General features: G+C 39.1%; 13 protein-coding genes. 5 read left to right on the top strand and 8 right to left on the bottom strand.

Features of this window, described 5'->3' with window-relative positions; all coding sequences use genetic code 11:
* The 4 genes from BLS33_RS23770 to BLS33_RS23755 form a co-directional block, all read right to left on the bottom strand.
* Positions 1 to 1,586, bottom strand: a 1,586-nt coding sequence (locus tag BLS33_RS23770) for a DUF7507 domain-containing protein (RefSeq protein WP_176801493.1), incomplete at its 3' end; no start/stop codon positions are given.
* A gap of 244 nt (positions 1,587 to 1,830) precedes the next feature.
* Positions 1,831 to 3,246: a CCA tRNA nucleotidyltransferase gene (locus BLS33_RS23765; protein WP_089895683.1), complete on the bottom strand. Its 1,416-nt coding sequence runs from the start codon at positions 3,244 to 3,246 to the stop codon at positions 1,831 to 1,833.
* 88 nt (positions 3,247 to 3,334) lie between these two features.
* The gene (locus tag BLS33_RS23760; RefSeq protein WP_089895681.1) at positions 3,335 to 3,895 is read right to left on the bottom strand and encodes an L-threonylcarbamoyladenylate synthase; all 561 of its coding nucleotides are present in this window, start codon (positions 3,893 to 3,895) and stop codon (positions 3,335 to 3,337) included.
* 88 nt (positions 3,896 to 3,983) lie between these two features.
* Positions 3,984 to 4,883, bottom strand: a complete 900-nt coding sequence (locus tag BLS33_RS23755; RefSeq protein WP_245731645.1) for an ATP-grasp fold amidoligase family protein — start codon at positions 4,881 to 4,883, stop codon at positions 3,984 to 3,986.
* Positions 4,884 to 4,949: 66 nt separating this feature from the next.
* Here BLS33_RS23755 and BLS33_RS23750 point away from each other — a divergent pair, with 66 nt between their 5' ends.
* The gene (locus tag BLS33_RS23750) at positions 4,950 to 5,768 is read left to right on the top strand and encodes a glycosyltransferase family 2 protein (protein ID WP_089895679.1); all 819 of its coding nucleotides are present in this window, start codon (positions 4,950 to 4,952) and stop codon (positions 5,766 to 5,768) included.
* On the opposite strand, the gene BLS33_RS23745 is transcribed toward BLS33_RS23750, so the two are convergent.
* From BLS33_RS23745 to BLS33_RS23735, 3 genes are all read right to left on the bottom strand, one after another.
* Positions 5,750 to 6,544 (bottom strand): glycosyltransferase family 2 protein, encoded by a 795-nt coding sequence (locus BLS33_RS23745; protein WP_089895678.1) that lies wholly within the window; start codon positions 6,542 to 6,544, stop codon positions 5,750 to 5,752. The genes BLS33_RS23750 and BLS33_RS23745 overlap by 19 nt on opposite strands.
* A 217-nt stretch (positions 6,545 to 6,761) precedes the next feature.
* Positions 6,762 to 7,634: a carboxypeptidase-like regulatory domain-containing protein gene (locus tag BLS33_RS23740; RefSeq protein WP_089895676.1), complete on the bottom strand. Its 873-nt coding sequence runs from the start codon at positions 7,632 to 7,634 to the stop codon at positions 6,762 to 6,764.
* 116 nt (positions 7,635 to 7,750) lie between these two features.
* Complete coding sequence (locus tag BLS33_RS23735) at positions 7,751 to 8,566, bottom strand: 2,3,4,5-tetrahydropyridine-2,6-dicarboxylate N-succinyltransferase (protein WP_089895674.1); 816 nt, start codon at positions 8,564 to 8,566, stop codon at positions 7,751 to 7,753.
* Between the two features lie 103 nt (positions 8,567 to 8,669).
* Between BLS33_RS23735 and ruvX the strand changes: the two genes are divergently transcribed.
* The 4 genes from ruvX (at position 8,670) to BLS33_RS23715 (ending at position 12,878) form a co-directional block, all read left to right on the top strand.
* Positions 8,670 to 9,083, top strand: coding sequence for a Holliday junction resolvase RuvX (gene ruvX / locus BLS33_RS23730; protein WP_089895703.1), 414 nt, complete (start codon positions 8,670 to 8,672; stop codon positions 9,081 to 9,083).
* Between the two features lies 1 nt (position 9,084).
* Positions 9,085 to 9,675, top strand: coding sequence for a peptide deformylase (gene def, locus BLS33_RS23725; protein ID WP_089895672.1), 591 nt, complete (start codon positions 9,085 to 9,087; stop codon positions 9,673 to 9,675).
* A 57-nt stretch (positions 9,676 to 9,732) separates the two neighbouring features.
* Entirely contained in the window at positions 9,733 to 10,149 is a 417-nt protein-coding gene (locus BLS33_RS23720; protein WP_089895670.1) for a DUF5606 family protein, read from the top strand.
* 140 nt (positions 10,150 to 10,289) lie between these two features.
* On the top strand, positions 10,290 to 12,878 hold the full coding sequence (locus BLS33_RS23715) for a carboxylesterase family protein (protein WP_245731642.1): 2,589 nt from the start codon (positions 10,290 to 10,292) through the stop codon (positions 12,876 to 12,878).
* Positions 12,879 to 12,978: 100 nt separating this feature from the next.
* Here BLS33_RS23715 and BLS33_RS23710 read toward each other — a convergent pair whose 3' ends face one another.
* Positions 12,979 to 13,521, bottom strand: a complete 543-nt coding sequence (locus tag BLS33_RS23710) for a DUF4287 domain-containing protein (protein WP_089895668.1) — start codon at positions 13,519 to 13,521, stop codon at positions 12,979 to 12,981.
* Between the last annotated feature and the right edge of the window lie 125 nt (positions 13,522 to 13,646).

Raw genomic sequence — 13,646 nt, 5'->3', positions numbered from 1 at the left:
GCGCTTACGGTATAGGTATAGGTTCCCGCCCCTGCGAGTGCCGGTGCCCAGCTTCCGCCGGGATGTGGGCTTCCCCCGAGGGCGTTGAAAAGTTGTGTCGCCGTTACGGTCGTCCCCTCACATATGGTGAGCGTATCGTCTGTTCCCGCGTCTGGCGCTGCCTGTTCCGTTATAGATACCGTTGCATGTGAGGTATTTCCATTTTCATCTGCAATACCATATACAAAAGTATCGGATCCTACATAGCCAAGGTTCGAAGTATACGTAATAAAATCATCGGCTGGGTTGGCGGGGGTGGTATTGTCGTTGATCACTGCATTTCCAGCGGTAGGTGAGGTAACTACAAATATATTTCCTGTTGAAGGACCATTTCCTCCGAAATCATCATCCGTGAGTACCGTAATATCAATAGTACTGTTTTCACAAACTGTTTCCGAATCATCTACAGCATAAGGAAAAAAGCTTTCCGTTGGGTCATTTTCTGTGTTGCCATCCGTATCATCCCCATCATCAGAAACATCATCAACGTCATCAGTTCCATATGGACTATTTCCCAGAATTTCTACTTGATTTATAACGCCACCGGCTTCTAATTCAGACGAGGTTAAGGTGAAACTAGCCAAATACGTGGCCACTTCTCCAGGAAGTAGTGTTCCAGCTGAAGAACCCAAGGTCGCCCCGTTAAAAGAGAGACCAGAGGTTAATGAAATTGTAGTTAGGTCGGCGTCGGTAAATGTATCCGTAAGACGAATATTATCGATGGTAACATTTCCCGTGTTTTTAATTGTAATAGTGTAGTCAACGGTATTTCCAACACTAACGGGATCGGTGAAATTTTCAACAACAGTTTTTATGACTTCCAGAGAAGGATCTGCAATAACTAAATCAGACAATACAAATTCTACTTCATCAGAAGCGGTAAGCAATGAAAGCAATCCGCCTGTTACATCTACATCCATATCAATGGAAGTGGTAACCCCATCAATGCGCATGCTTCCTCCACCACTACCCGTATTTATACCGTTACCGCATTCTCCGCCGCCGCTGACCAATAGCGCATTATCATCGATATTGAATCGTGTGGCCGTAGACTGAAATATTGGTCCATTCGAACTAAGTTTCGTCCAAGTACCATTGGTGATATCGAAGTTTCCAGTAGCGGCGTCCGAAAAGATGGCGACTACGGCAAACGTACCTACCTTATCGACATGAAGGATAGGGTTTATGATATACACGGGATCTCCGGAAGTTGCATCAAAAAAGTGAAACTCTATTGTTCCGTTGCTTGTCGAGCTTGCTGAAATTTCGAGAGATGGACTACTAAAAATGGCTGGATCACTGTATGTGGCGGCACTTGTACATCCCATGGTATCAGAACCAAGAATGGATGCCCCACCTGAAACCCTACCTTCTACCCGTACTAGACCGTCGGAGGTGACGGATTCCCATACGCCAGGTCCCGCTGATGCCCATGTAGTGGTTTGTTGTGCCTCGGCCAGATTGGTAATTAGCAACGCAAAAAAAACGAGCGACAACCATTTTTTTATGGTTGTCGGACATATGACTATTTTGACTAGTCTTTGCAAACTGTATTTACTCTTTTTGTAAATTGCCATAAATAGGATTGTTGCTAGCAATGGGAAGCGCTTAGAGCTATTGATGCAATGTAAATATAGCAGTGTACCAGTACAACAAAAACATTATGTTGCCAACAAGGGGAAAGGTAAGGTCAACCATCTATTTCTTGTTGACAATTAATACGAAAGTCGCCTACGTTTTGTCGTGAAAATTAAGGAAGTAAGTGTAAGTTCAATAGAATATTTAAGTCGGCTACAAACCCATTCCCTTTCCAAGTTTTAGCATATACGCTTTAGCCGCATCGGGTTCATTAGGGATATCGCCATTAAGAATGGCTTCTTTTATGGCATCTTTGATGATGCCGATTTCTTTTGAAGGGGATAAATTAAAGGTTGCCATAATTTCTTCTCCACTGACCGGAGGCTGAAAGTTACGGACATGGTCGCGTGCTTCGACTTCTTCAATTTTCTGCCTTACCAATTTAAAATTATTGGTGTATTTTTTCTGTTTTCTCGGGTTTTTTGTGGTAATGTCAGCCTCGCAAAGTGTCATCAAATCATCTACGTTGTCGCCCGCATCAAAAACCAAACGGCGAACTGCCGAATCAGTCACAAAATCTTCTGAAAGTACTATGGGCCGAGAACTCATCAATACCATTTTTTGAACGAACTTCATTTTGTCGTTTAGTGGTAGGCGCAAACGTTTGAACAATTTATAGACCATTTTAGAACCTACAAACTCATGTCCATGAAACGTCCAGCCGATTTTTTTATGGAACTTTTTGGTCGGGGCTTTACCGATATCATGCAGCAATGCCGCCCAGCGTAACCAAAGGTTGTCGGTGGTTTCCGAAATATTATCTACAACTTCTAGGGTATGCCAAAAATTATCTTTGTGGCGTTGGCCTTCAATTTCTTCTATCCCTTCAAGTGCCGTAAGTTCAGGTAAAATGATGGGCAGTAGTTCCGTTTTGTGAAGCAATGCAAACCCTTTAGACGGTTTTTTGCTTGCGATGATTTTATGTAATTCGTCGACAATACGTTCTTTAGAAACAATTTTGATGCGCTCTTTATTCTCCGTTATCGCCTGAAGGGATTGCAATTGTATCGTAAAATTCAATTGGGTGGCAAATCGTATGGCCCGCATCATTCGTAACGGGTCATCGGAATAGGTTACATCCGGTGCTAAAGGGGTACGGATTATTTTTCGTTCTAAATCGCCAATGCCATCAAAAGGGTCAAGCAAATCTCCTAAATTTGAAGAATTCAGGGAAAGGGCCAGAGCGTTTATAGTGAAATCCCTTCGTTTTTGGTCATCTTCCAAAGTACCGTCTTCAACAACAGGTTTTCTACTATCGCGGTGATAACTTTCTTTTCGTGCCCCTACAAATTCAATTTCGAGATCACCGTGCTTTATCATGGCCGTACCGAAATTTTTAAAAATTGAAACCTGAGGCTTGCCCGGTAATTTTGATGCTACTTTTCTGGCCAGTTCAATACCACTTCCGACGGCAACAATATCAATGTCTTTAGGGTTTCCTCGCCCGAGAAGGAAATCACGGACAAAACCGCCTATGACATAACACTCCACTTGAAGATTTTCGGAAGCTTCCGTAACAATCGAGAAAATAGGATCTTGAATTGCTTGTTTGTAATTTTTTTGTGGCATTATTCAGATTATGTGGCGAGAGCTTTGCCCTTCTCAACTTTTAACACCCATACTGAGCACAGGGTTTTGGATGACGATTTCAATTAATTTATTCGCGAATGACTTTGACAGCACCGTCATTTCCTAATTTGATGATAGACGAGGGTTGTCCGTTTTTGTCATTTTGGTGCAAACTTACTACATAGTCTACTCCTTTTAAAATATCGGCGCCTATTTCGTGGAAGGTCAGAGGTGTTGGAGAGCCCGATTTATTGGCGGAGGTGGAGACGAGAGGCTTTTTAAATTTATTGATTAGGTAACGGCAAAATTTATCGGAGGCTACGCGAATTGCAAGGCTGTTATCTGAAGCTATCAGATTTTTAGCTACACCTTTCGGTTTGTCATAAATGATCGTTGTTGGTTTTGTGGCAAGATCCATGATATCGTATGCCAATTCAGGAACTTGCTCTACGTGTTTCTCGAGCATAAAATCGTTTGCAACCAGGCAGATGAGCGCTTTACTGTCTTCACGCTGTTTTAGGGCATACACCTTTTGTACCGCTTCGCTATTGGTGGCATCACAACCAAGACCCCAGACCGTGTCGGTAGGGTAGAGAATAAGACCACCTTTTTCGAGTACTTCTATACATCTTTGAATTTCTTCGGTCAATTTTAAAGAATTTAATTATTGAAAAGAATAGGTTATCGTTTTATAGACTTTCGGATAATTTAGGATGGAGGCTGTTTAAAAGAATAAATTAGACATGGGTAATAAAATTTTGTCCGTCGGGTACCTTGGGCAAAGTCATATAGTCGCCAATAGTGTAATTATACTCATCAGGGACGAAGTCCATGCGTCCATCAGTAGGATAGAACGTCATTTCCCCGAATAAGATAACTCCATCAACATTGTAAAGGTCAACACGAACAAAAGGAAAATTATCCGCCAACTTGGTGGCGACCTCTATCATTTCTTCATAGTTTTTAGGTTTTTCCAGTTCTCCAGTAAAGGGTGTGATACCTATCGTAGCTAGGTCTAATTTTTTCCAGTCTTCACTATAATAACTACGAACATGGCCCGTCGTTCTGTCAAGATCTACCTGAATAAATTTGGGCTCTCCTGAAAAACAGAAAAATTTATAATCATTTATGGCGGCCTTTCCCATTTCCGACAAGTATTTCTCCGCAATCAGACGGGGTTTTACATTTTTATAGGCCCATTCTTGGCCTCCCCGCGAATATTGGTTTTTAGACATCCATTTTTTAAATAAGAATCTAGCCTTTGTTCTATTTAATTTAGATTTATCCTCTACAATTAAATTAAAATGATATCCATGAACAGCCTTTATTACAAATTGTTCGGGCAGTTCGTCAAAATTAACATCGCTACTTCGGTCGTAGACCTTGATAAGTTCATTAAGGTATTTTGCCCCGACAACTTCTTCAACATATTTGCGTACCTCATATTTATCTACTAATTGTGTTAGAATAGGCGGCCTGTAATATGCTTTTAACCATTGAATTTTTTGATTGAATTCGATGGGATTTTCCAAATCCAATTTTTTTCCGACATAATATTCGTAATATATTTTCAAATAAAAATCAGTAGGAAGGAACTTCATTTTTTTAAGAAGTCCGTAAATTATCTTTTTCAGCATAGTTGCCCATAAAAATTGAGAGGAAAGCAAAGATATACAATAAGACTTTTATATTTTTGTCCGACTATGGAGATTCCTAAAATATCTGTTATCGTAAGTACCTATAATTCCGAAGAGTGGTTGAAGAAGGTGCTTTGGGGGTTTAATTGTCAAACTTTCAAAAATTTTGAAGTTGTCATTGCCGATGATGGATCTGGACCAAAAACCAAAGAACTGATCGAAAAATTTAGCAAAGAAGTTTGTTATCCGATAGTTCATGTTTGGCAAGAAGACGAAGGGTTTCAAAAATCCCGTATTCTGAACAAGGCGGTAGTCGCCTGTCATGCTTCCTATATTATCATGACGGATGGTGATTGTATTCCTCGGGAAGACTTTGTAGAGGTACATTATATAAATAAGGAAGTCGGTTATTTTATATCGGGAGGTTATTATATGCTGCCCATGAATATTTCAAAAGCTATCGATTTTTCAGATATTGAAGCGCAAAATTGTTTTAATATTCAGTGGTTGAGGAGTATGGGTATTCCCAAGACCTTTAAAAACAACAAACTGACCGCGAGGGGATTCATATCAAAATTCTTTAACACGTTTACCCCGACCAATGCAAGTTGGAACGGTCATAATTCTTCTGGTTGGAAGAAAGATATAATGAATGTAAACGGTTTTGATGAACGAATGCAATATGGAGGGCAAGATCGTGAATTGGGCGAACGGTTGTTCAATTTCGGTATTAAATCGAAACAATTACGGTACAGCGCGGTTTGTGTTCACTTAGATCATAAAAGAGGATATAAAACACCAGCATCTATTGAGAAGAATATGGCTATTCGAAAAGAAACGAAAAAAAGCCGGTCGGTCTGGACCTACTATGGCATTAGTAAATAATACGCCAATTCGTTCTTTTTCTCTAATTTTTTCAGTTCGCGATAGCGCTCTAAATCACTAAGGGCATTCAAGTGACAGATAACCATTCCTTTTCTGCCATCTAGGATTCCCAATCTTAAAAAGTAATGATTGAAGAATTTCCATGTAGGCTTTACCAACATGAACAGATAATTGAAAGTTCGCTCCTTATAAAAATCTTCTTTTGCCTTTAATCTTCCGTATTTGAGCATTTTTGCTCTATAATCATCGTAATCTTTATAGCAGTAATGAATGAGCTTTTCTTGCATGATGCCGGAGGCGCCATTAACATCTAAAGTTTCATGTACTATTTTTTTGTCGGAAAATTTGGCTTTGCTTTTTCTGAAAAGTCGATAATTTTTGTCTGTCTGCCAGCCGCTGAAGCGTAACAAATCATTTTTGAACATAAACTTTCTGTAAAACCAATAGGCAGCGATATCTGTGCCATTGTCGAGCGTTGTTTTTATTTCTTCGCGAAGGGCATCTGGCACCACTTCATCGGCATCTAAGAACAATACCCAATCATTGGCGGCTTGCTTTAATGCAAATGACTTCTGTGAAGTGAAGTTTTCGAAAGGGTTTTGAATGACTTTTACCTTAGGGTGTTCTTGTAAAAATTCAAAAGTACCATCAGTGCTGTAAGAATCTACAACGATAATTTCATCAGCAAATTCAACTGATTTGATACAGTTTTGTATGTAACCCATCTCGTTGAACGTAATGATGACTGCGGATATTTTTTCTGACGAAGTATGCATGGGCTAACAAAGCAATTTTAATTAATACAAAAGTATAACAAAAAAATGTAGAAAAAATTGTTTATAACAAGTGAAATCCTACAAGCTCTCCGAGAATTTAAATCTCAATAAAGCTTTTACATCTTAACGATGACAGCATATATTCACTGTCTTTACCTGAGATGCAAAAACTTAAAAATGGTTGGGTATTTTTTTTACTAATTTTTGAAATTGTTTTTTATTCACATAAAGCATTCAAGTAAAAACTTAAACTCTGTCCGCTTTTTAACCAAGTGTCCATCGCTTTTTCTCTGTAGTAGGCTGTATTCAAGGGTGAGGCAGCGGTTGCTATAGCAAAATACTTGCTTTTGTCACTTTCTTTAACACTCGCAAGCCATTGTATAGTTACTGCAACCTCTTCGGTTTCATTCTTCAAATAGATTTTATAAGGTTCTAAATTTACCTTGAACCATCCTAAGAAATTATTCTTAATTTCAAAAACAACGTTTTTGTTTAGTAATAACTCTGTTGGAAGTCCGTTTTTTATTTTGTAAAAATTCAGCCTGAATTTTAGGGAAGTAAAATCGTTTGAGGTTATTTTAAAGTTAAGGTCTTTAATATGACAATTCCTTTTTATTTTGAGCTTCATACCTACTTCCTTACTCAATCTGTCATCAACATCTTTTTCATTGTAAGAATAGAAATTCATATGGGTTAAGCCAAGACCTTTGGAGGTCCGCCCAATTTTTTTTGTTTTTAGTTTAATTTTTTTAGAACTAACTACCACCTCGTTCAACTCAACATTTTGTGGGTGTAGTAAAATGTTATTGTTTTTATTCTTTAGTTCTGAGGCTAAGTACATTTCTTTTCGAAAACCTACGTAAGAGAAAACAACGATATCTTTTTGAGTTACGTTGTTGTTTAAGGAAAGATGGAAAAAACCATTTTTGTCGGAAACCGTTCCCACTGTTTTATTTGCAATTCCGATATTAACAAAAGGTAGTGGTTCATTGTCTTCAAAACCCTTAACTGTCCCTTCTATGTCCCTGTTTTGAGAATAACTTATTGCATTAGCCCAAAAAATAAATAGAAATACTATTTTTAATTTCATCTAATCTTACTTTGATTAATTCACGTTTTATATGAAAATGGGCTGGTCCCGAAGTTTGTTATTCTCCATGGCCAGCCCAATACCGTATTCTATTTCCGCTAATGTAATATTGATATTTAAACGGCTACATCGTATTCGCGAAGTGCATCGTTCAACGATGTTTTTTTGTTGGTACTTTCTTTTCGTGTTCCGATTATCAAAGCACATGGAACTTGAAACTCCCCTGCAGGGAACTTTTTGGTATAACTTCCAGGAATCACAACTGACCGGGCGGGTACCAACCCTTTACGTTCAACAGGTTCGTCTCCTGTAACATCTATAATTTTTGTCGAGGCCGTAAGCACTACATTCGCTCCGAGCACAGCTTCTTTTTCCACACGAACACCTTCAACGACGATACATCGTGAACCTATAAAAGCATTATCTTCTATAATTACCGGTGCAGCCTGTAAAGGTTCCAAAACACCGCCAATACCTACACCACCACTTAAATGTACATTTTTGCCAATTTGGGCACAACTACCCACAGTGGCCCATGTGTCTACCATAGTGCCTTCATCAACATAGGCGCCGATGTTCACATAACTGGGCATCAAGATGGTGCCAGCAGAAATATAGGCGCCGTGTCGGGCAACCGCATGCGGAACTACCCGTATGCCTTTTTCTTTATAGCCTCTCTTTAGTGGAATTTTATCGTGGTATTCAAAAATTCCCACTTCCCAAGTTTCCATTTTTTGAATGGGAAAGTAGAGCACCACACCCTTTTTCACCCATTCATTTATTTGCCAACCGTTTGCTGTAGGTTCTGCACAACGCAGCTTTCCGGCATCCAATAAATCAATAACTTGACGAATGGCATCTTGAGTAGCCGTTTCTTTTAATAACTCCCTGTTCTCCCAGGCCTTTTCTATGGTGTTCTTTAATTCATTCATTTTTGTCCTATTAATTTTCACAAATATACACGGGTAGGGCCGGAATTCATATTTCTTTTTACACGTATAACATTTTATGGCTATTTTTGCCAAAAATTTAGGATTGGGAAGAATACTGGCTTTAGACTATGGAAAAAAAAGAACGGGGATTGCTGTTACCGACGAATTGCAATTAATCGCTTCCGGACTTACCACTGTCTCTACACACGAACTATTGCCCTTTTTGCAGAATTATATCAAAACGGAAGCCGTAGAACGTATTATTGTTGGAGAGCCAAAACAGATGGATAGTACCCCATCAGAATCGGAAGCATTGATCCAGCCTTTTTTAAAACGTTTGATCAAAACATTTCCTGATATTCCCATAGATCGGCAAGATGAGCGCTTCACCTCTAAAATGGCATTTCAAAGTATGCTCGACGGTGGACTGAAAAAAAAACAGCGAAGGGATAAAGCCTTGGTCGATGAAATTAGTGCGACTTTGATTTTGCAAGCGTACTTAACTAGAATAAGTTAACATGATATTACCTATTGTTGCCTACGGAGACCCCGTTTTACGAAAAATGGCTACGGCTATTGAAAAGAGCCATCCAAATTTGGAAGAATTGATAGACAATATGTGGGAGACCATGTACAATGCCCATGGTGTTGGTCTTGCCGCACCGCAAATAGGACAGCCCATACGATTGTTTATTGTTGATACAACTCCTTTTGCCGATGATGATGAACTTTCAAAAGAAGAGCAAAAAGCATTAAAGGGATTTAGAAAGGTATTTATCAACGCCCAGATAGAAGAGGAAACCGGTAAAGAGTGGGCTTTTAACGAAGGTTGCCTGAGCATACCCGACGTACGGGAAGACGTAAACAGAAAAGATACAATTAACATCACTTACGTTGATGAAAGATTTGAGAAGCATACAGAAACCTATGATGGACTTTTGGCTCGTGTAATTCAACATGAATATGATCATATCGAAGGAGTGTTGTTTACAGATAAGCTTTCATCGCTAAAAAGACGCTTATTAAAAAAACGCCTTGCCAATATTTCGAAAGGTAATATTAAGGTAGAGTATCGCATGCGTTTTCCAAACCTCAAAAAAGGACGTTAAAATTTAATTTTATTACCGGAAAAATGTAATATTTGCGCCCTGAAATAAATATTTCAAATGAGTTTAGACAAAATTTTATCCATTGCCGGTAAACCTGGCCTTTATAAATTAGTAACCCAGACCCGTACAGGGTTCGTTGCAGAATCGTTGCTCGACGGCAAACGAATTACTGTTGGTTTACGTAGCAATGTAAGTGTGCTTTCTGAGATTGCCATTTACACATTAGAACAAGAACTGCCATTGCGCGAAGTGTTCTTGAGAATTCAAGTAAAGGAAAAGGGAGCTAAAACTGCCGTAGGACACAAAGAGGAGAAACTGAAATTAGAAGAATATTTTTTCGAGGTGCTGCCTGATTACGATGAAGATCGTGTTTATGCCAGCGACATCAAAAAGGTAATCCAATGGTATAACTTACTTCATGACAACGGCATTACCGATTTTTCTGAAAAGAAAGGTTCTTCCGAGGAAGAGTAAAAATTACCTTTTTTTGTTTTTTGCTTTCGCTAGGCACTATTGATTTACTTATCGCTTTTGATAGCTGTTCGCATCATTACAGCTTATTCATTGTTTTTTGACCTAGTGGATATTATATTCAACTATTCAAAAGTATAAGTATGAAAATATATGATAAAAGTAAAGCCTGTACGCTAATAGCCGTATTTGTTTTTCTAGGATCGATGATTTTAAGCGCTCAGCAGCGAACAGGTAATATCGTCGAATATTTTGGAAAGGAGAAAGTAGCCAAAATCACCGAAGGAGAGGTTTTACATCTTTTTAAAAAAGGATGGGCACTACAAATTCAAGATTTTGGTATCGATTCATCGACATTTCCTAACGATCCTGTTTTTCAACAGGCACTTGCCGACCCTGAATACGACATTAAATCAAACAAGATATTCGGTATCGATGCGCTGGGCAATGAACAACGTTGGGTACCAATTGAGGTTGATAGTACCAATAGTTTTTCAGGTCGTGGGCTACGGTCTGCCTATGTGTATTTGACATATCGCTCCAATACCGAAAAAATTGCCCTTTTCGAAGGGTCGGGACATTCCCTTGTGGCCATTAATGGATTGCCTCATGAAGGTGATCATTATGATTTTGGCTGGACCCTGATACCCATTAAGTTAAAAAAAGGAACCAATGTCTTTGTTTTAAAAGTTGGGCGATTTTCAAGGGTACGAGCACGTTTGTTAGATGCCCATGCCCCAGTTCAATTTACCAAAAGAGACCTTACCCTTCCCGATTTGTTATGGGAAGAAAACAAGGCGTACAGGGGTGCTGTTAGGATTATAAATGCTTCGAACGACTGGCTTGAAAAGCATTTGATCAATATATCATTTGGGGCGTCGGAAGCTATGACCGAGATAGCACCAATTCCCCCATTAAGTGTTCAAAAAGTTCCTTTTACCATACCGGCCGCCGTTTTGGATAGCACCGTAAAAAGTGTTGATTTAGACGTAAAACTGATAGGTAAAAAAGGTAAATCTGTTGACACGACTACAATTCCATTAAATCTAAAATCAAAATACAGGCATCACAAGAAAACCTTTGTAAGTGCTGTTGATGGAAGTATACAATACTACAGCGTAGCTCCGGCTACCGATAAAACTAAAGATTCCCTTGCCCTCTTTTTGACGGTTCACGGTGCTTCGGTAGAAGCCGTGAATCAGGCAAATGCTTACAAACAGAAAGAATGGGGCGATTTGGTGGCACCGACCAATAGACGGCCGTATGGTTATGCTTGGGAAGATTTAGGGCGGTTGGACGCTTTGGAAGTTCTAGAAGACGCCAAGAAAATTTTCCGTCCGAACGAAAGAAAAATATATTTGACCGGTCATTCTATGGGCGGGCACGGAACATGGTATTTGGGCGCAACTTACCCCGATCAGTTTGCGGCCATCGCCCCCTGTGCCGGTTATCCGGATCTGTTGAGGTATCGCGATGGTTTCCGAAATAGATTATTGGAAATGTCGGAAGAACGTCGAGAACGTTTTGGCATAACCACAAAACAGCTAGAACTAATGACCTTTCAACCTACGGCTACACCTCTTGAAAAAATCGTGGAAAGGGCTGGTTCGCCGAGTAGAACACTTGATCTTATTCGTAATTATTTGCACCATGGAGTGTATGTGCTCCACGGTGAAAAGGATAATGTGGTGCCCACAGCATTGGCGCGCGATATGCGGGAACGTTTAGGTAAATTTCACCCCGATTTTACTTATTACGAGTATCCTGGTGGTACCCATTGGTATGGGGACCATAGTGTCGATTGGCCTCCTATTTTTGATTTTTTTCAGAGGCATACCATTCCTGAAACGCATACTATTGACAAATTGGAGTTTAGTACAGGATCTCCCGGTGTATCTGCAAAATCACACTTTATTACTATCCATCAGCAACAAAAACCTTTTGAAAAAAGTACGGTCAAATTTTCAAAAGGGGATAATAATGCATTCATAGAAACAGCGAATATCGAGTTGCTTGAAGTCGAGGTTGCACCATTTGCGAAGGTTGTTGATAGTCTTCATATAGATGAGCAGCCGATTGCAATTACAGATCAAAACAGGTTGTTTTTTAAGAAAACATCTGAACATTGGAAAACAGTTTCAGCTCCTTCCTTAAAAGAAAAAGGTCCGCACAGAAACGGTGGGTTTAAAGATGTTTTTAGAAATAATGTTGTTTTCGTATTTGCGACAAATGGTACCACAGAGGAAAATGAATGGTATTTAAACAAGGCGCGGTTCGATGCGGAAACTTTTTGGTACAGAGCCAATGGTAATGTTGAGTTGGTAAAGGATGTCGATTTCAAACCAAGTAATTATCCTGACAGAAATATTGTGTTATACGGAAATAAGACCAACAACTCAGCTTGGGTGAAATTACTAAAAAATTGTCCGGTGCAAGTAACGAATGGCGTAGTCGATTTTGGAAAGATAAAAATTGAAGGCAACCAATGGGGACTTTACTTTATTTTTCCTCGCGAAGACAGTGCAAAAGCTAGTGTCGGTGTAGTTACGGCCAGTGGAACAGAAGGTATGAAAGGAGCCTATGCCAACCATTATTTGGTAAATGGTACTACCTTCCCTGATTTTATCCTTTTTGATCAAAGTGTACTGCCGAATGGAATAAGAGGTGTAAAATGCGCTGGTTTCTTTGGAAACGATTGGTCCATTATGAACGGCGATTTTGAATGGAAATAAAAATTCCCTTCCAAAAAATAGATACCTTCAAATGCTCATTTAATTTGCCTTCTTAAACTCGGTTAAGTCGTTCATGACTTTTAAGGATAGTGGTTTATTGCTATTCCGCTTTTTGATAAGCCTCTTTGATCCAGGAGATTAGTTCTTTGTCAACTTTATCAATTGATGTAAGTTGTACACGGTGCGTACACATAGTGCCAAAGGGACCAGAAGGCCCAAGTCGATCAGTATTTGGTTTTTCGGGTAATTTTAAGCCCAAATCTATACGAGTCTTGGTGGCGGGCTTAATCAGTGCAAATTGTCTTTTTCTAATGATACTTACACTTCCTTTTTTTGGGGTTACAATGACATCGTTGCCAAAACTTTTCGTTACCGAAATAAGTTTTTCGTAAATAGGTTTTAGGTTTTCTTTTCCTGTATACTGATTGGTTACCAAATCTGACGGTGTGTGCTTTTTTTCATTGGATAAGGTGACAATGGTATTTGCAAAACCATGAGTTACGCCGTGAGCTTCCTTTAGAAATTTTACAGCCTCTCCATGTTTATTGAAATCTTTGGTTTTCAAAATCCGTTTCCACTCGTCAAGTGATTTTCCCGTTTTTTCGGGCATATTTTCGATCATGGTCTGAAGTACTTTTTCCATATCGGTTTTGTTTTAAGGTGATGACACCTAAATTTAATAAAGATTTTCTATAGGATAAAATAAAATCTTTAAGAGTCAAAAATGTGGAAATTATGTATATTCAAGTTTATGTAATTTATGAGCGC

The organism is Kriegella aquimaris (assembly GCF_900103215.1).
Classification (GTDB): Bacteria; Bacteroidota; Bacteroidia; order Flavobacteriales; family Flavobacteriaceae; genus Kriegella; species Kriegella aquimaris.
This window is presented reverse-complemented; position numbering and strand designations above follow the sequence as displayed.